Genomic DNA, 17,698 nt, shown 5'->3' with positions numbered 1-17,698 from the left:
TGACTCAAGCGGACTCGGCCGCTAGTCTCCGTTTTCAGAGCGCGTGCACCAGCGCGTTGCTCGTTGCTCCGCAGGTGCGGGGCGACTAGGTTCCACACCGGTCCGTATCCGACAAGTTCGACATCCGAGGTGACGTAGGCGTGGCTCTTCCGCCCCTTACCCCTGAACAGCGCGCAGCCGCGCTCGAGAAGGCCGCCGCGGCTCGCCGGGAGCGCGCCGAGGTCAAGAATCGACTGAAGCACTCCGGCGCCTCCCTGCACGAGGTCATCAAGCAGGGCCAGGAGAACGATGTCATCGGCAAGATGAAGGTCTCCGCCCTGCTCGAGTCGCTCCCGGGCGTTGGCAAGGTCCGCGCCAAGCAGATCATGGAGCGCCTCGGGATCTCCGAGAGCCGCCGCGTGCGAGGCCTTGGCTCCAACCAGATCGCGTCGCTCGAGCGTGAGTTCGGCGGCGCCAGCGCCTGATCCCAGATGGTCTCAGGCACTCCTGGGAACCGGGATAATCGCTGCATGAGTGAACGTCCGCGGCTGACCGTGCTCTCCGGCCCCTCCGGGGTCGGCAAGAGCACGGTCGTCGCTCATATGCGCAAGGTCCACCCCGAGGTCTGGCTCTCCGTCTCGGCGACCACCCGCCATCCGCGGCCGGGTGAGAAGCACGGTGTGCAGTACTTCTTCGTCTCGGACGAGGAATTCGACAAGCTGGTCGCCAATGGCGATCTGCTGGAGTGGGCGGAGTTCTCGGGGAACCGCTACGGGACGCCGCGCAAGGCGGTGCAGGAGCGGCTGGAGAACGGTGAGCCGGTCCTGCTGGAGATCGACCTGCAGGGCGCCCGGCTGGTCCGCCAGTCGATGCCCGACGCGCAGCTGGTCTTCCTCGCCCCGCCCAGCTGGGACGAGCTGGTCCGGCGGCTGACCGGGCGCGGCACCGAGCCGCCCGAGGTGATCGAGCGGCGCCTGGAAGCGGCGAAGACCGAGCTAGCGGGGGAGAGTGAGTTCGACTCCACGCTTGTCAATACCTCCGTCGAGGATGTCGCGCGCGAGCTGCTAGCCTTGATGCAGGTTTCAGACTGATCATGATCATTTACGGAAGGCCTGAGAGTTGTCCTCTCCTATGAACGCGCCCGAGGGCATCATTAACCCGCCCATCGACGAGCTGCTCGAGGCCACCGACTCGAAGTACAGCCTGGTGATCTACGCCGCCAAGCGCGCGCGCCAGATCAACGCGTACTACTCGCAGCTCGGCGAGGGCCTGCTCGAGTACGTCGGCCCGCTCGTGGACACCCACGTACACGAGAAGCCGCTCTCGATCGCCCTGCGCGAGATCAACGCCGGCCTGCTCACCTCCGAGGCCGTGGAGGCCCCGGCCACCTGAGCGGCACCGCCGTATAGAGCGTTATAGAACGTTTTCCCCGGGCCCGGCAGCGCACCTGCCGGGCCTGTGGTGTGTGATGGGGGAGTACGCAGTCGTTTGATCGGAAGGGTGGGGACCCAGTCGTGACCCAGAATGCCAAGCCGAAGGTCGTGCTCGGAGTGAGCGGCGGCATCGCCGCGTACAAGGCGTGCGAGCTGCTGCGCCGCCTGACCGAGTCCGACCACGACGTGCAGGTGGTGCCCACCGCCTCCGCCCTGCACTTCGTCGGCGAGGCCACCTGGTCCGCCCTCTCCGGCAAGCCCGCCGCCACCGAGGTGTGGGACAACGTCCACGAGGTACCGCACGTCCGCATCGGCCGCTCCGCCGACCTGGTGCTCGTCGCCCCCGCCACCGCCGACATGCTCGCCAAGGCCGCCCTCGGCCTCGCCGACGACCTGCTGACGAACACCCTGCTCACCGCCACCTGCCCGGTCGTCTTCGCCCCCGCGATGCACACCGAGATGTGGGAGCACCCCGCCACCCAGACCAATGTCGCGATCCTCCGCTCCCGCGGCGCCATCGTCATCGAGCCCGCGGTCGGCCGCCTCACCGGCGTGGACACCGGCAAGGGCCGGCTTCCGGAGCCGGAGGAGATCTTCGAGGTGGCGAAGCGGGTGCTGAGCCGCGGCACCGCCGGAATGGTCCCGGATCTGGCCGGCCGCCGCGTCGTGATCAGCGCCGGCGGCACCCGCGAGCCGCTCGACCCGGTCCGCTACCTCGGCAACCGCTCCACCGGCAAGCAGGGCTTCGCCCTCGCCCGTACGGCCCTGGCCCGCGGCGCGCAGGTGACCCTGATCGCCGCGAACTCCGACCTGCCGGTGCCGGCCGGCGCGGATGTCGTACGGGTCGGGACCGCCCGGCAGCTGCGCGACGCCGTGGTGAAGGCGGCCGCGGAAGCGGACGCGGTCGTCATGGCGGCGGCGGTGGCGGACTTCCGCCCGGCGGTATACCGCTCCGGGAAGATCAAGAAGAAGGACGGCGAGGATCCGGACCCGGTCATCCTCACCCGTAACCCCGACATCCTCGCCGAGATCTCCGCCAAGCGGGCCCGCGAGGGCCAGGTGGTCGTCGGCTTCGCCGCCGAGACCGACGAGGTGCTGAAGAACGGCCGCGCCAAGCTGGCCCGCAAGGGCTGCGACCTGCTGGTTGTCAACGAGGTCGGGGAACGGAAGACCTTCGGCTCCGCCGACAACGAGGCCGTGGTCCTCGGCGCCGACGGCACCGAGACCCCCGTCCCGTTCGGCCCCAAGGAAGCGCTCGCGGACACCGTCTGGGACCTGGTGGGTGTCAGGCTGCTGCGCGGCCCGGAAGCCGACACTCCAGCGCCCAACCCCCGGTGAATATCTCGTGAACCGGAAGATCCCCAGGTCACGGGCCATCCACAGACCGAGACGTGGTTGTGGCCTCAGGGAGTCCGGCAGATAAACTGTGCCCGGATCGGCCGCGGGGGGGCTCTCCCGGGATACGGTCCACTATTGATAGCCAGCAGCCGCTGCAACCCAGGGAGCGATGTGTCCCGCCGTCTTTTCACCTCGGAGTCCGTGACCGAAGGTCACCCCGACAAGATCGCTGACCAGGTCAGCGACACCATCCTCGACGCCCTGCTCCGCGAGGACCCGTCCTCGCGCGTCGCGGTCGAGACGCTGATCACCACCGGCCAGGTGCATGTCGCCGGTGAGGTTACGACGACGGCGTACGCGGATATCGCGACCCTCGTCCGCGAGAAGATCCTCGAGATCGGCTATGACTCGTCCAAGAAGGGCTTCGACGGCGCCTCCTGCGGCGTCTCGGTGTCCATCGGCTCGCAGTCCCCCGACATCGCGCAGGGCGTCGACACGGCGTACGAGAAGCGCGTCGAGGGCGACGAGGACGAGCTCGACAAGCAGGGCGCGGGCGACCAGGGCCTGATGTTCGGCTACGCGACCGACGAGACCCCGTCGCTGATGCCGCTGCCGATCCACCTGGCCCACCGGCTCTCCAAGCGCCTCTCCGAGGTCCGCAAGAACGGGACCATCCCCTACCTGCGCCCCGACGGCAAGACCCAGGTCACCATCGAGTACAACGGCGACAAGGCCGTCCGCCTCGACACGGTCGTGGTGTCCTCGCAGCACGCCTCGGACATCGACCTGGACTCGCTGCTGGCGCCCGACATCCGCGAATTCGTGGTCGAGCCGGAGCTGGCCGCGCTGCTCGAGGACGGCATCAAGCTCGACACCGAGGGCTACCGCCTCCTGGTCAACCCCACCGGCCGCTTCGAGGTCGGCGGCCCCATGGGCGACGCGGGCCTGACCGGCCGGAAGATCATCATCGACACGTACGGCGGCATGGCCCGCCACGGCGGCGGCGCCTTCTCCGGCAAGGACCCGTCCAAGGTCGACCGCTCCGCGGCGTACGCGATGCGCTGGGTCGCCAAGAACGTCGTCGCCGCCGGCCTGGCCGCCCGCTGCGAGGTCCAGGTCGCCTACGCCATCGGCAAGGCCGAGCCGGTCGGCCTCTTCGTCGAGACCTTCGGCACCTCCACGGTCGACCCGGAAAAGATCGAACAGGCCATCTCCGAGGTCTTCGACCTCCGCCCGGCCGCCATCATCCGCGACCTCCACCTCCTCCGCCCGATCTACTCGGAGACGGCGGCTTACGGCCACTTCGGCCGCGAGCACCCGGACTTCACGTGGGAGAAGACGGACCGCACCGAGGCCCTGCGAAAGGCCGCGGGCCTGTAACACCGGCATTGACCGAGCGCCCCGGTACTCGCTTCGGCGGGTGCCGGGGCGCGGTCTTTGACGGTCAGCTAAGTGTGGGGCCGCCCGCAGGCGCGGAGCCGTTGGGGGAGGCGGCCGCATGAGCGTCCTGGCCGCCCTCATAGCCGTCCTGTGCTTCGGCGCGGCGCTGTGAGAGCGATCCGTACCGGAGACGGATGTGTGCGGCCGATTGCGCGTCCCCGCGCTGCTCCAGCTTCTCGGCCACGTGGTCGGCGAACAGCACGTAATCCGGATCGCCTTCGGCGGACCCGCAATGCCGGAGAAGGTCGGCGAAGGATGCGACGGGATCGTCGGCCCCGAGCGCTGCCGAGGCAGCCGCGGCGTCCGGACCTGCGGGCGGCCCATCGGGCAGGGGCGCTCCCACCCCCGCCTCGGGGTCCTCCGGCGGCTGCGGGACCAGGTGCTGGAACGGCTCGGCCACGAAGCTGTTGTTGGCCGCCGAGGCCAGCTGCGCGAGCAGGCCGATGTCCTCGACCGTCTTGTCCACCTTGTCGTCGTTCCTGTTGAGCCACCAGACGACCGCGCTGCCCGTATCGCGCAGCACATCTTTGCCGAGATACGCGCGGCGGTTCTGCTCGTACTTCCGCTCGTGCTCCCACAGTTGTTCGTCCTTGCGTACGGCCGCGAGTCGGTCGAGCCGCTCCTGGTCGGCGTCGGGGAGGCTGAGCGCCACCTCGACGGCCATGGCCTGGACCCGGCCCGTTCGGTCGGGCTCCATGACGGCCAGCCGACCGCTGAGTTCGTGCTGCACCAGTGAACAGCGCCACGGCTCGCGCCGCTCCGTGACCAGCCGTGCGCGGTCGAGGACCGCATCGACTGCGAGGCCGCCGGCGTTGACCACGGGGGCATGATCGGCCGTGGCGACCGGGCACCACCGCACGAGTGCGGTGAGGAGGAAGTCGTAGTCCGGCACGCCGGTCGGGATCCGCACCTTCCGCAGCTGGACCTCGCGCCGCTCCACCGGCGGTTGCTGCACGTCGGGTTCGAGCAGCGACGGCCGGGGAAACGGGTCGGATCGTCGGCGCCGGGTGAGCGAGGCGAGCACGGGTAATGCGATGACGACCGCGGCGGCACAGCCCCATGCCCAGTACGGCCAGCCGGAGAAGGTGCCGGCGATCGCGGCGACCAGTGTGGCGATGACGGTGAGGAACGCGGTGACGGTCTTCTGACCGGAGCTCATGGGGTGGTCCTCTCGTGAGTCTTGCGCAGCAGCAGTCCGGGCAGCCCCTCCAGGGACTCGTCCAGGGCGAGCAAGTACAGGGAGTTGAAGACGTGGTAGCGGCCCGCCGCGGCGTCGGTCAGCACCTCCAGAAGCCGGCCGCCCGCGGATCCGGCCGCGTGGGCGGTACGGAGCCATTCCCGCGCCCACGGCCGCCACACCGCTTCCGGGGCCCGCGCGTACACGGCGCGCCAGCCGGCGGTCAGCCGGTCGCGGACGCCCGGCTCCGCGATCAGCGGGCGGCCGCCTCCGGTCGGCTCCGTCAGCCATCCGGGCTCGGCAAGGGCGAGGAACAGCTGGGGGTCGGCCGCCGCATCCGTACGCTCCAGTTCGCCGGCCAGCCGGGACAGTACGCGGCGTAAGAAGCGGTGGTCGCGTCCGGCGAGCTCGCGCATGGCGCCGAGCGCCGGCCCGCTCGGCGGTTCGCGCCGTGCGGCCTGGTGCAGCCGGACCACGGTGATGTCGGGATAGCGCTCGGCGAGCGCCGACCGGCAGGTGTCGACCAGCACGCGCCGCCGACCGGTGCCGAGGCCGCTGCTGGTCGCCCAGCGGTACAGTCGCGCGCGTATGTGACGGCCGGCCCCCGGATCGCGCAGGCCGGCGGCGAGCGCGGTGACGGCGGCGCGGAGCTCGGCTTCGCCCGCGTCCGGTCCTGTCCAGCCCTCGGCCAGTTGCAGCAGGCCGAGGCCCCCGTCGGTGCGGATGCTCTCGGCCGCGTAGCGGTCGATGAACCGCTCGACGTCGGCGGGGCCGATACCGGGAAGCCTGACCAACTGGCCGGTCCACATCCGGATACTGCCGCGCAGGTCGGGCCGGTTGTCCCAGAAGTGGCGGAGGACCGCGTCCTCGGTACGGAGTCTGGTGAACCGGACCGTGCCGTCCTGACGCAGTTCCGCATCCAGCGGCCGCAGCCGCTCGGCCAGCCCGTCCTGCTCCAGCCGGGGTCGTTGGTCGGGCGGTTGCTTCACCTGGTCCAGCAGTTTCTGCGCCGCCCTGTGCACGGTTTCCGTAGGGCCGCCGTGCAGCATCGCCGTGGCCAGCAGAAGGGCGCGCTGTGCCCCGTCGGGCTGGGCGGCCACCAGCTTGTCGACAGCGTCCCCGCGGTCGGTGACGGCGGCTACGGCCTGCGCGCACCAGTCCGTGAGCGACGTACCCGGCTTCGCGCCGCGCCGCGCTTCCCTGATCAAGTCTGCTAAGTGGGCGACTTCGTCCATCGTCGGTCGACTGGCGAGATGGGCGGTGAGCGTCGGCACCGCCGCCGCGTCCAGCAGCGGCCGGATGTCCCTGATGCCGTCGTCGCGCAGATGGCGGAGTAAGGCGTCCAAAGGGTCGGGACGCTTGATCTCGGCGCGCAGCGCACGGAGGTCGGCGGCGAGCTCGGGCGAGGAATGCGCGGGCGCGGCCACGGCGAGGTGCGCACGGCACGCGGTGAGCCGGCTGCGGAACCCGAGCAACTCGCGCTGGGCGGTGCGCCACAGCTTGTCGTCGGCGTCCGACAGGTCCAGCAGCAGCCGGTCCTCGTCCTCGACGACATCCGGGGTGGGGAACGCGGGCTTGCCGTCGTCGGTCTCCGGCAGCAGCTCGCGGAAGTTGCCGCTTCCCCTGGGGAGCTCACACAGCAGCACGGTGGCAGCCGTGCGCCTGCCGCTCCCCGGTTCGCCGGCGAGGAGCACAAAGTGCTGCTCGCGCAGCAGACCGGCGGCCGTTTCGACGCCTTCGGGCCGGGAGAAGCACCGCTTGAGGCGCAGCCGCCGCTCCATGTCGATCTCGCGTGGCGCCTTGCTGCTCGGGGTGTACAGCGGATCCTGACCTGCTGCGTGGAAGTGGATGTACTGTGCCCCGCTGCCGGTGTGGAAGGCTCCGGCCGCTCCCGGCATGCTGGTGTGGGTCGTGCCGCTCACCGGTCGTCGTCCTGAGGGCTGCGGGGACGCGGTGCGTTGTCCTGGCGGATGCCGCCGTGGTTGGTGCCGGCCACGATATTGCCGTCGCCGGTGACCTGCGGTGAGTTGGTGAACTGCGGCCCTGTTCCGGTGTGCACGGCTCCGGTCATGCCTTTGATGACGGTGCCCGCCACATCGCCGCTGATGTCCCGTGCCTGCACGGAGTGGCCGTCGATCCGGCCCGAAACGGAGTTGGCCACCGAGCCGGATTCCGGCTGCGGCAGAGCACCGCGAGTCGTGTCCGCGGCGGCCAGAGCGGGCACCAGATCGGCGAGCTCGTCGCCGATGTACGGCAGGTCGCGTTCCGAGGTCTGGCTGTCGAAGCGCAGCGACTGGCAACGCGCCAGGCGTTCCAGCTCCGGGGGCAGTGCAGCCGGGGACAGCCTTTCGGTACGCCGGCCATCGAGGACCGGGATGACATGCAGCCGGCAGCGGAACGCCTCGAGAATCTCCCAGCGGACCCAGTCGTGCTCCTCGCGCAGCCCGGGGCTATCGGCCCAGCCCGGGCCGATCACCGCCAGCAGCACCGAGCTGCGCCGGACGGCTTCCTCAAGCGCCTCGTCAAAGGCGTCGCCGGATCGGATGGACGCGCTCGCGCGGAAGATCCGGTCCTTGCCGAAACGCTGGGTGAGCGCCTGCCAGATCACGGTCGCGGTCTTCTCACCGTTGCCGGTGCGGTAGTTCACGAAAACCTCGGGCATGGGACTGAGCCTCCCTAGTGGGCATGATGAGTGAGCGTCGCGATGAGCCGCGGGGACAGAGCTGCGTACGCCGGGTGGCCGCGGTGCCGCGCGAGGCGGCGGGCCAGGCGGCGCAGATCGTGGACGATGGTGGCGGAGCCGACGAGGTCGGCGGTGGGCAGCAGCCGTTGGGTCAGGTCGCAGGCGCGGTCCAGATCGCCTGCGCAGGCGTGGGCAAGGGCCTGTCTGACGCCGAAGCGTGCCTGGGCGCGCAGAGCGTGGGCGGGGAGCTGGGACATTTCCTCGTCGAGCAGTTCGGCCGCACGGCGCGGGCGGCCGAGGTCGAGCAGGCACCATCCCGTGACCATGCCGGCCGGGTCGCTGACGTTCGTGGAGCCGAGCAGCGGCAGGCCGGGCTCGCCGGCGGCAGTGGCCAGAAGCTCGCGGGCCCGGTCGAGGCTCCTCATGCTCGCGTTGTAGTCACCCGCAAGGGCGTGCCCCTGCGCCTCCCGGACGGCTGCCAGGCCACGGATCCGCGGCGGCACACCGTGCCCGTACGCCCCCTGCGCCAGCGCCACCGTCGCCGCCGCATCACCCCGGTAGTACGCGATGAGTCCGCGCCGGACGAGCGCGTAGGAGGCGAGGGGCGTGTCTCCGGCGGCATCGGCCAGCTCCACTGCGTGGCCGGTCCAGCGGAGGGCCGCGGTGTCATCGCCTGTCTCCTGGGAGAGCCAGCCGGCGAATTCCGCGTATCGCGCGGTGACCGCGAGGAGGCCGCGCGACGTGCGCGGGCCCACGGATGACGCCAGGGCGCGCAGGGAGCGGGTCTGCTCGGTCAGGGCAGGAAGTACGGCGGACGGAGGAGAGGACTGGGCGAGCCTGCGGTACTGCGCGAACAGCATCGTCGCGGCGGTGAGCAGGTCGCCGTCGGCGGTCGGCGGAGACAGGACCGTGGCCGCCGCGGTGGCCATGACCTGCCTGCGGCTGGGGTGCGGTGCGTCGGGTAATCGACCGGAGGCGTCCTCGGGCATGGCGATGGTCCCGTCTTCGGTTGCGGCTGGCGCGGTGTCCGGCGGGCGGTCTTCGGCGAGGCGAATCAGCGCGCCGTTCGCCTCCAGGACCGCGTCGCACAGGCGCGCCAGTTCGGATGTGGGCCGCTTGCTGCCGGTTTCCACCTTGCTGATCTGGCCCTTGCTGTAGTGGACCGATGCCGCGAGTTCCGTGAGCGTCAGGCCCGCGGCTACGCGAAGCCGCCGCAGCTCCGCGCCGAACGGCACTGGATGCCGCACGTCACTCCCCCTCCTGTTCCGCCGCCCCGGCAGCGGTCCACCGCCAGTTGCCAGAGTTGGCGCGGTGGAGGGTCGCGGCAAGGCGATCGGCCGTGTTTCCCGTTTCCGATTCGGAGGCAACAGCACCCGGCAAGTGCTGTCGAGACGGCTATTTCGGCCAGCGCTCGGAGCGGGTGTCCCGCAGCTCCGCGGGTGCGCGGAGCGTCAGTGGGCTCTGGTACGAATGGCATGTGAGCAGCGATGAGGGCAAGCGGGATGGTGCTTCGGCCGGAGAGCCGGAGCAGCTTGCGCTTATCCGGGAGACCGTCCGCAAGGGGAAAGAGAAGGGGCCGCGGGCGAAGCCGCGGACGTGGCGGGGGGCGCCGCTTGCTGAGGAGCTGCCTGTGGCGCGGGTGTTGGTCGACAAGGGGCTCAGTCATCTTGATCGGTACTTCGACTATGCCGTGCCTGCTGAGATGGATGTTGAGGCGCAGCCTGGGGTGCGGGTTCGGGTGCGGTTTGGGGCGCGGGTTGTCAAGGGGCGGCGGGAGGGTGGGGAGCTGCATGATGGGTTCATTGTTGAGCGGGTAGCCGAGAGTGAGTTTCGGGGGCCCCTCGCGCGGATTGCGCAGGTTTTGTCGGCTGAGGTTGTGCTGAGGCCCGAGTTGCTTGGGTTGTGCCGGGCCGTGGCGGATCGGTATGCCGGGTCGCTTGCGGATGTGGTGCAGCTGGCGGTGCCGCCGCGGCGGGCCAAGGTGGAGGGTGAGGAGAGCGCGGCGCCGCCTGCGTTGCCGGCCGCGCCTGGGGATCCGGCCGGGCCCTGGGGGCGGTACGGGGACGGGGCGTCGTTTCTACAGGCGCTGGCTCGGGGGGATGCGCCGCGGGCGGTGTGGGATGCGTTGCCCGGGCCGTATTGGCCCGATGAGATCGCGCGGGCCGTGGCCGCCACGCTGGCGTCCGGGCGGGGGGCGCTCGTTGTCGTACCGGATGGGCGGGCTGCCGCTCGGGTGGATGACGCGCTGCGGGCGTTGGTGGGGGAGGGGCAGCATGTGCTGCTTGCTGCCGAGACCGGGCCTGAGGAGCGTTATCGGCGTTGGCTGGCCGTGAATCGGGGGGCGGTGCGGGCCGTCGTCGGCACGCGGGCGGCGATGTTCGCGCCGGTGCGGCGGCTGGGGCTGGTGGCTATCTGGGATGACGGGGATGGCAGCCACAGTGAGTTGCATGCGCCGCAGCCGCATGCGCGTGAGGTGTTGTTGCTGCGGGCGGCGCATGAGAAGTGCGGGTTTCTGCTGGGCGGGCATTCGCGGACCGTGGAGGCCGCGCAGCTCGTGGAGAGCGGGTGGGCGCGGTCGGTCGAGGCGGCGCGTGATGTCGTGCGGGGGGCGGCGCCTGTCGTACGGACCGTGGGGGAGAACGACCAGGCGCGGGACGCGGCGGCGCGGGCCGCGCGGCTGCCGACGGTGGCGTGGCAGGCCGTGCGGGAGGGGCTCAAGCATGGGCCGGTGCTGGTGCAGGTGCCGCGGCGGGGGTATGCGCCGCGGTTGGCCTGCGAGCGGTGTCGTACGCCTGCCAGGTGCCGTAAGTGCGCTGGGCCGCTGGAGAGTCCGGGGAGTGGGGAGGCGCTGCGGTGTGGGTGGTGCGGGGATTCCGTAGCCGACTACTCGTGTGTGGAGTGTGGGTCTACGCGGCTGCGGGCGCAGATTGTGGGGGCGCGGCGGACCGCGGAGGAGCTGGGGAGGGCTTTTCCCGAGGTGCCGGTGCGGACTTCGGGGCGGGATCATGTGCTGGAGCGGGTCGCGGGTGAGGCTGCGCTGGTGGTGAGTACGCCGGGGGCTGAGCCGGTGGCCGAGGGCGGTTACGCGGCCGCGCTGTTGCTGGATGGGTGGGCGCTGCTTTCCCGGCCTGATCTTCGGGCGGGGGAGGAGGCGCTGCGGCGGTGGCTGGATGCGGCGGCGCTGGTGCGGGGGCAGGGGGAGGGGGGCGCGGTTGTGATTGTCGCCGATCCGGCGCAGCGGCCTGTGCAGGCGCTGGTGCGGTGGGATCCGGCGGGGTTTGCGGCGCGGGAGCTTGCTGACCGGGCGGAGCTTGGCTTCCCGCCGGTGTCGCGGATGATCGCGGTGGCCGGACCGGCGGCGGCGGTACGGGAGTTCGTGCCGGCCGTGGAGCTGCCGGAGGAGGCGGATGTGCTGGGGCCGGTGCCGGTGGCTCCGCCGGGGCCGGCTGGGGGGCGGCGGGGGTCGCGGCAGGGCGGGTCGGGCAGGTCTGGCGCGTCTGGCGGCTCGGGCTCGGGCTCGCGGCTCACGGCCGCCGGCCCAGGCGGGCCCGGCGGAGCTGCGGCGGCCGGCGAGGACGGCTGGGAGCGAGTGCTGCTGCGCGTGCCGCCCGGGCGGGGAGCTGCGCTGGCGGCGGCCGTCAAGACAGCCGTCGCGGCCCGGATGGCCAAGGGCGACCAGGCTCCGGTACGGGTGCGGGTGGATCCCGCGGATATCGGGTAGGGAGGGCCGGGCGGGGGTCGGCTCGCGCGGGCTGCCCGGGCGCGTCGGCTCGCGCGGGCTGCCCGGGCCCGGCGGCTCGGCGACCGTCGCTGGTCCGCCAGCGCGGCGGGGGTCGGCCTTCCGGGGCCTCTCGCCGGCCGGCAGCCCACGCCGGCAGCGGCCGGTCGGTCCTGCGGGCGTGGGCTGTCGGCCCCCGGGCGCCATCGGCCCGCGAGCGTCGCCCCCACACATCGGCTAAGAGCCTGTGATGAGGCACCCGTCTCCGCGTGGCAGCGGGGGCTTCATCACAGGCTCTTAGCCTGCTGTGCGGGGGTGTGGCGTCAGTACTTCGGCGCCGGCCCGTGTGCTGCGCCGACCTCGCTGCGTTCGCCGCGGTCGTGGAGCGGGGAGGGGGCCGGGCCGCGGTCGGCGCGGTCGTGCAGCGGGGACGGCGTCGTGGTGCCCTCGACCGGCGCCGGGCGTGCCGCCGGGACGACCGGCAGTGCGCGCGGTGCGGGGGAGCCCGGGGTCGCTGCGCCGTGGGTGGGGGCGGCGTGTGCCGCCGTCGCGGGGTCGACCGCGGGCTGCGTGGTGCCGCGTCGCGCTCCGTATCGCCGGTGCACGGCCTGCTTGGTGACCCCGAGCGCGGAGCCCACCGCGTCCCAGGAGAAGCCGAGCGAGCGGTCGAAGTCCACGGCGGCCGTCACCAGCGTCTCCACGCTGTCGCGCAGCTCCTGCGCGAGCCGCACTGTGGGCGCGGGCGCCCGGCCGTAAACGACGAAGCCCGTGGACGGGCCCGTGCGCCGCGGCCTGTAGACATTGCCGAGCTGGGCGGTCAGGGTGCGCAGCGCATCCACCTGCCGGCGAACCCGCTCGATATCCCTCACCAGGAGCTGCAGGCTGGCCCGTGCCTGGGCGTCGTGCGTTGCGTGGTCGGCCATGAAAGAGCCTCTCGAAACCGGCGTCGAAGTCGTAGCGGGGACAGCCCGGCGGCCGGCCCCGTGCAGAGCCCGTACGCATCGCGCTGTCCCCGAATCCGTCAATCTCACTAGACAACGCGGCAGTCCGCACACGGTCACGCTCCGGGGGCGTGCGGACAGGTGTCCGCAGCGCGTTGACCATGCGCGTACGCCCCTGCGTACGCGCCTTAGACTGGCCACACCCCGCCGCACGTCCCCCCGAAAGGTGACACGTCCCTGATGAGGCTCGTCTTCGCCGGCACGCCCGAGGTCGCCGTACCGTCCCTCGACGCTCTGATCGCCTCGCCGCGGCACGAGGTCGTCGCCGTGGTCACCCGCCCCGACGCGCCCGCGGGGCGCGGGCGCCACATGGTGGCGAGCCCGGTCGCCGAGCGGGCGGCGGAGGAGGGCATCGAGGTGCTCAAGCCGGGGCGGCCGCGGGAGGAGGACTTCCTCGCCCGGCTGCGCGAGATCGCGCCGGACTGCTGCCCGGTGGTGGCGTACGGGGCGCTGCTGCCGAAGGCCGCGCTCGACATCCCGGCGCACGGATGGGTCAACCTGCACTTCTCGCTGCTGCCCGCATGGCGTGGTGCGGCGCCCGTACAGCATTCGATTCTGGCGGGCGATGAGATGACCGGGGCGTCGACCTTCCAGATCGAGGAGGGGCTCGACTCGGGGCCGGTGTACGGGGTGGTGACGGAGGAGATCCGGGCGACGGACACCAGCGGTGACCTGCTGACCAGGCTCGCCTTCGCCGGGTCGGGGCTGCTGGCCGCGACGATGGACGGGATCGCGGACGGCACGCTGCACGCGCGGCCGCAGCCGGAGGACGGGATCACCCTTGCCCCGAAGATCGAGGTGGCGGACGCGCAGATCGACTGGTCGGCGCCCGCGCTGCGGGTGGACCGGGTGGTGCGGGGGTGCTCGCCCGCGCCGGGGGCGTGGACGGAGTTCCGGGGGGAGCGGCTCAAGGTGCGGTCGGTGCTGCTCGCGGCGGAGCGGACCGAGCTGGCGCCCGGGGAGCTCGCGGCCGGGAAGAAGTCGGTGCATGTGGGCACCGGTTCGCATGCGGTCGAGCTGCAGTGGGTGCAGGCACAGGGGAAGCGGCCGATGCTCGCCGCGGACTGGGCGCGGGGTGCGCGGGTGGCCGCGGGGGAGCGGCTGGGGGAGTGACCCCAGTGCGGCGGACGTAGGCTGGCAGTCGTAACGCCTGCTGATAACCGGAGCACCTTTCACGTGAGCGATCGTCCGCGCGCCAACCCGCGACGCACCAGCCGTTCCGCCAAGCCCTACCGGCGGCCGAAGAAGGATCCGGTGCGGATCCTCGCCTTCGACGCGCTGCGGGCCGTGGACGAGCGGGACGCGTACGCGAATCTCGTGCTGCCGCCGCTGCTCGCCAAGGCGCGCGAGGGCGGGGACTTCGACGGGCGGGATGCCGCGCTGGCGACCGAGCTGGTGTACGGCACGCTGCGGCATCAGGGCACGTACGACCGGATCATCGCGGGCTGCATCGACCGGCCGCTGCGCGAGGTCGATCCGCCGGTGCTGGATGTGCTGAGCCTGGGGGCGCATCAGCTGCTCAGCACCCGCATCCCGAGCCATGCCGCGGTGTCGGCGACCGTGGAGCTGGCGCGGGTGGTGCTCGGGGACGGGCGGGCGAAGTTCGTGAACGCCGTGCTGCGGCGGATCGCCGCCAAGGACCTCGACACGTGGCTGGAGGAGATCGCGCCGCCGTACGACGAGGATCCGGAGGATCATCTCGCCGCGGTGCACTCCCACCCGCGGTGGATCGTCTCCGCGCTGTGGGACGCGCTCGGTGGTGGGCGCGCGGGGATCGAGTCGCTGCTGGCGGCCGACAACGAGCGGCCCGCGGTGACGCTCGTCGCCCGGCCCGGGCGCGCCACCGTCGAGGAGCTGACCACCGAGGACACCGAGCCCGGGCGCTGGTCGCCGTACGCGGTCCGGCTCGCCGAGGGCGGGGAGCCGGGGGCCGTGGACGCGGTGCGCGAAGGGCGCGCCGGGGTGCAGGACGAGGGCAGCCAACTCGTCGCCCTCGCCCTGGCCAACGCGCCGCTCGACGGGCCCGACGAGCGCTGGCTCGACGGCTGCGCCGGGCCCGGCGGCAAGGCGGCGCTGCTCGCGGCGCTGGCCGCGCAGCGGGGCGCCGCGCTGCTCGCCGCCGAGAAACAGCCGCACCGGGCGCGGCTGGTCGCGCGGGCGCTGGCGGGCAACCCCGGGCCGTACGAGGTCATCACCGCCGACGGCACCCGGCCGGCCTGGCGGCCGGGCAGCTTCGATCGCGTCCTGGTGGACGTGCCGTGCACCGGCCTCGGCGCGCTGCGGCGCCGGCCCGAGGCGCGGTGGCGGCGGCGGCCCGAGGACCTCGACGGGTTCGCGCCGCTGCAGCGGGGGCTGCTCACCGAGGCGCTGCGGGCGGTGCGGCCCGGGGGTGTCGTCGGGTACGCGACGTGCTCGCCGCACCTTGCCGAGACGCGGGCTGTCGTCGATGACGTGCTGAAGGCGGGTGGTGGGGGTGGGCCGGCCGCCGAGCTCATTGATGCCCGGCCGTTGCTGCCGGGGGTGCCTGAGCTCGGCGACGGGCCCGATGTGCAGTTGTGGCCGCACTTGCACGGCACGGATGCGATGTATCTGGCGCTGTTGCGCAGGACTTGAGCTCAGTGCGGGTTGGCTCGGAGCTACGTCATCCCCGCGGTGAAGGGGTCGGCTCCCGAGTCGCCTCCAGCGGCTGTTCCTCCTCTCGTTTCGACAGTGCGCTGGGCCACCAGCTGCGTTTGCCCAGGTCCAGGAACAGGGCCGTCACCAGCATCGAGCGGACGATGAAGGTGTCCAGCAGGACGCCCACCGCCACCGCGAAGCCGATTTCGGCGAACGACACCATCGGGAGGGTGCCGAACGCGGCGAAGGTGCCCGCCAGCACCAGGCCGGCCGAGGTGATGACGCCTCCCGTGGCCGCCAGGCCCGTGAGGGCGCCCTTGGCTGTGCTGCCGTTGCGGGCGGCCTCCTCGCGTATTCGGGTGGCCAGGAAGATGTTGTAGTCGATCCCCAGGGCCACCAGGAACACGAAGACCAGCAGCGGGAAGGCGGTGTCCTCGCCCGCGAAGTCGAAGACATGGCGGAAGAAGAGCGCGCTGATGCCCAGCGCCGCCGCGAACGACAGAATCACCGTGGCCATCAGCATCAGCGGCGCGACGACCGCCCGCAGCAGAAGCAGCAGGATGATGAAGACCGCCGCCAGCACCAGCGGGATGATCAGCCGGTCGTCGTTCGACACCGCCTCGTCCATGTCGACTATCGCCGCCGTCGTGCCGCCGACCTGCGCGTCGGCGCCCTTGACTCCGTCGAGCTCACCACGCAGCCGGTCGACCGTCTGCTTGGCCGGTTTGCCGCTGGGATCAGCGTCCAGAGTGGCCTCCAGATAGACCCGGCCCGCGCGCTCCGCGGCGATGCCCTTCGGTGTGGCCACCGGCTCGTCCGCCACGCCGCGGGTGCCGGCCACGGCCGACTTCACCTGGTCGGCGGCGTCCGCGTTCGCGATGATCACCAGCGGGTCGCCGCCGCCGGCCGGGAAATACCGCGCCTGCACTTCGGCGCCCTTCACGGCATCCGGGCGGCTGGTGAAGGAGTCCTCGTACGACAGACCGGAAGCTTTGAGCTGCATCAGGCCCAGCGACAGCGCCGCCAGCGCCAGCGCGCCCACCACCCACACCGTCCGCGGACGATGCGAGATGCGATGGCCCGTACGCGCCCAGAAGCCGCCCGCGGTCGGCTCGTCGGAGCCGTAGTGCGGGCGGGCCGGCCAGAAGATCCACCGGCCCACGATCACCAGCAGCGCGGGGAACAGCGTCAGCAGCGCCAGCAGCGCCACGCCCACGCCGATGGCCAGCACCGGGCCGAGGCTCGCCGTGGAGCTCATCTCCGCGGCCATCAGCACCAGCATCGCCGCGACCACGGTCGCCCCCGAGGCGAGCACCGCCGGACCCGCGCGATGCAGGGCCAGCGCCATCGCCTCATGCCGGTCCTCATGCCGGCGCAGCTCCTCGCGATAGCGGGCGACCAGCAGCAGCGCATAGTCGGTGCCCGCGCCGAAGACCAGCACGGTGAGGATGCCGGCGCTCTGGCCGTTCACCGTCAGGCCCGCATGCTCCGCGAGCAGATAGACGATCGCCTGCGCCGCCGTCAGCGCCACCACCACCGATATCAGCGGTACGAACAGCAGCGTGGGACTGCGATACGTCAGCAGCAGCATCACGATGACCACGCTCATCGCGGCGAACAGCAGCGTGGAGTCGATGCCCTCGAAGCCCTCGGCGAAGTCGGCGTTGGCGCCGCCGGGACCCGTGATGTGGACGGTCAGGCCGCCCTCGCCCTTGCCGACCTTGTCCTTGATGTCGTCCACGGCGGGGACGATGCGCTCCCACGCGTCCTTACCCGTCGTCATCGGCACGACGACCTGCGCCGCCCGCGGCGTGCCGCGCCGCTCGAACTGCGGGGCCTGCGTGTCCTTGCCACGCAGCCCGTGGGCGCTCAGCCCGCGCAGCTCGGCGAGATCGTCCTTGATGCGCGACCGGTCGGCGTCCGTGAGGCCCGCTTCCCGGGCGTACACGATCACGGTCGGCATCTGCTCCGGGCGGAAGTGCTCCGACTCCCGCAGGACCTGCGTGGACTCCGCCTCCTTGGGCAGCCAGTTGACCGTCTGATTGTCCTGGGCGTCCGTGAGCTTCTGCGCCAGCGGGCCTAACCCGGCGAGCACCCCCACCCACAGCAACAGCACCAGCCATTTCGACCTGCGGCCGCATACGAGCCACGCGACCCCACGCCCCCTTCCGTCCGACATAAGCGCCCCCAAAATCGCTTTCGGACCTCTGTATGGGGCGAAAGCATGGCATGGGGCACTGACAATCCGACCCGGCCGACCGGCCCGGGAAGCGGACGATCGGGTACCGCCGCCGCGTTACCGCCCGTCACATG

Annotated in this window: 14 protein-coding genes; 8 read left to right on the top strand and 6 right to left on the bottom strand. The window is 72.0% G+C overall.

All coding sequences use genetic code 11. The features are described from left to right. Positions 1 to 140: 140 nt before the first annotated feature. The 5 genes from ACNNMR_RS05645 (at position 141) to metK (ending at position 4,130) form a co-directional block, all read left to right on the top strand. The gene (locus ACNNMR_RS05645) at positions 141 to 464 is read left to right on the top strand and encodes an integration host factor (protein ID WP_093712873.1); all 324 of its coding nucleotides are present in this window, start codon (positions 141 to 143) and stop codon (positions 462 to 464) included. Positions 465 to 509: 45 nt separating this feature from the next. Next, positions 510 to 1,070 (top strand): guanylate kinase, encoded by a 561-nt coding sequence (gene gmk / locus ACNNMR_RS05640; protein WP_419993405.1) that lies wholly within the window; start codon positions 510 to 512, stop codon positions 1,068 to 1,070. 40 nt (positions 1,071 to 1,110) lie between these two features. Continuing rightward, positions 1,111 to 1,371, top strand: coding sequence for a DNA-directed RNA polymerase subunit omega (rpoZ, locus tag ACNNMR_RS05635; RefSeq protein WP_419993404.1), 261 nt, complete (start codon positions 1,111 to 1,113; stop codon positions 1,369 to 1,371). 122 nt (positions 1,372 to 1,493) lie between these two features. Continuing rightward, positions 1,494 to 2,750 carry a bifunctional phosphopantothenoylcysteine decarboxylase/phosphopantothenate--cysteine ligase CoaBC gene (coaBC, locus tag ACNNMR_RS05630; protein ID WP_419993403.1) on the top strand — a complete coding sequence of 419 codons (1,257 nt, stop codon included), beginning with the start codon at positions 1,494 to 1,496 and terminating at the stop codon, positions 2,748 to 2,750. Positions 2,751 to 2,921: 171 nt separating this feature from the next. Beyond that, positions 2,922 to 4,130, top strand: coding sequence for a methionine adenosyltransferase (gene metK / locus ACNNMR_RS05625; protein ID WP_419993402.1), 1,209 nt, complete (start codon positions 2,922 to 2,924; stop codon positions 4,128 to 4,130). A 64-nt stretch (positions 4,131 to 4,194) separates the two neighbouring features. Here metK and ACNNMR_RS05620 read toward each other — a convergent pair whose 3' ends face one another. From ACNNMR_RS05620 to ACNNMR_RS05605, 4 genes are read right to left on the bottom strand one after another with little or no spacing between them, the layout of a single operon-like run. Continuing rightward, positions 4,195 to 5,349 carry a hypothetical protein gene (locus ACNNMR_RS05620; RefSeq protein WP_419993401.1) on the bottom strand — a complete coding sequence of 385 codons (1,155 nt, stop codon included), beginning with the start codon at positions 5,347 to 5,349 and terminating at the stop codon, positions 4,195 to 4,197. Next, positions 5,346 to 7,289 carry a hypothetical protein gene (locus ACNNMR_RS05615; protein ID WP_419993400.1) on the bottom strand — a complete coding sequence of 648 codons (1,944 nt, stop codon included), beginning with the start codon at positions 7,287 to 7,289 and terminating at the stop codon, positions 5,346 to 5,348. The genes ACNNMR_RS05620 and ACNNMR_RS05615 overlap by 4 nt, the downstream gene beginning before the upstream one ends. Further along, the gene (locus tag ACNNMR_RS05610; protein ID WP_419993399.1) at positions 7,286 to 8,014 is read right to left on the bottom strand and encodes a toll/interleukin-1 receptor domain-containing protein; all 729 of its coding nucleotides are present in this window, start codon (positions 8,012 to 8,014) and stop codon (positions 7,286 to 7,288) included. The genes ACNNMR_RS05615 and ACNNMR_RS05610 overlap by 4 nt, the downstream gene beginning before the upstream one ends. A gap of 29 nt (positions 8,015 to 8,043) precedes the next feature. Further along, entirely contained in the window at positions 8,044 to 9,297 is a 1,254-nt protein-coding gene (locus ACNNMR_RS05605; RefSeq protein WP_419993398.1) for a helix-turn-helix domain-containing protein, read from the bottom strand. A gap of 230 nt (positions 9,298 to 9,527) precedes the next feature. On the opposite strand from ACNNMR_RS05605, the gene ACNNMR_RS05600 reads away from it, so the two are divergent. Further along, complete coding sequence (locus ACNNMR_RS05600) at positions 9,528 to 11,771, top strand: primosomal protein N' (protein WP_419993397.1); 2,244 nt, start codon at positions 9,528 to 9,530, stop codon at positions 11,769 to 11,771. Between the two features lie 320 nt (positions 11,772 to 12,091). Here the strand turns inward: ACNNMR_RS05600 and ACNNMR_RS05595 are convergent, their stop codons facing one another. Further along, a complete protein-coding gene (locus ACNNMR_RS05595; protein WP_419993396.1) occupies positions 12,092 to 12,691 on the bottom strand; it encodes a hypothetical protein in 600 nt (199 codons plus the stop codon). A gap of 258 nt (positions 12,692 to 12,949) precedes the next feature. Here ACNNMR_RS05595 and fmt point away from each other — a divergent pair, with 258 nt between their 5' ends. Next, on the top strand, positions 12,950 to 13,882 hold the full coding sequence (gene fmt, locus ACNNMR_RS05590; protein WP_419993395.1) for a methionyl-tRNA formyltransferase: 933 nt from the start codon (positions 12,950 to 12,952) through the stop codon (positions 13,880 to 13,882). Positions 13,883 to 13,945: 63 nt separating this feature from the next. Further along, positions 13,946 to 15,382 carry an RsmB/NOP family class I SAM-dependent RNA methyltransferase gene (locus ACNNMR_RS05585; protein WP_419993394.1) on the top strand — a complete coding sequence of 479 codons (1,437 nt, stop codon included), beginning with the start codon at positions 13,946 to 13,948 and terminating at the stop codon, positions 15,380 to 15,382. A 28-nt stretch (positions 15,383 to 15,410) separates the two neighbouring features. Here the strand turns inward: ACNNMR_RS05585 and ACNNMR_RS05580 are convergent, their stop codons facing one another. Further along, positions 15,411 to 17,564 (bottom strand): MMPL family transporter, encoded by a 2,154-nt coding sequence (locus ACNNMR_RS05580; RefSeq protein WP_419993393.1) that lies wholly within the window; start codon positions 17,562 to 17,564, stop codon positions 15,411 to 15,413. Between the last annotated feature and the right edge of the window lie 134 nt (positions 17,565 to 17,698).

The sequence above is a fragment of the Streptomyces boninensis genome (assembly GCF_048572725.1).
GTDB classification, from domain to species: domain Bacteria; phylum Actinomycetota; class Actinomycetes; order Streptomycetales; family Streptomycetaceae; genus Streptomyces; species Streptomyces boninensis.
This window is presented reverse-complemented; position numbering and strand designations above follow the sequence as displayed.

Bases quoted from the DNA above. Each gene is read 5' to 3' on its own strand.
- gmk (WP_419993405.1), top strand. From the start codon at position 510: ATGAGTGAACGTCCGCGGCTGACCGTGCTCTCCGGCCCCTCCGGGGTC.
- rpoZ (WP_419993404.1), top strand. From the start codon at position 1,111: ATGAACGCGCCCGAGGGCATCATTAACCCGCCCATCGACGAGCTGCTC.
- ACNNMR_RS05620 (WP_419993401.1), bottom strand. From the start codon at position 5,349: ATGAGCTCCGGTCAGAAGACCGTCACCGCGTTCCTCACCGTCATCGCC.
- ACNNMR_RS05595 (WP_419993396.1), bottom strand. From the start codon at position 12,691: ATGGCCGACCACGCAACGCACGACGCCCAGGCACGGGCCAGCCTGCAG.
- fmt (WP_419993395.1), top strand. From the start codon at position 12,950: ATGAGGCTCGTCTTCGCCGGCACGCCCGAGGTCGCCGTACCGTCCCTC.
- ACNNMR_RS05580 (WP_419993393.1), bottom strand. From the start codon at position 17,564: ATGTCGGACGGAAGGGGGCGTGGGGTCGCGTGGCTCGTATGCGGCCGC.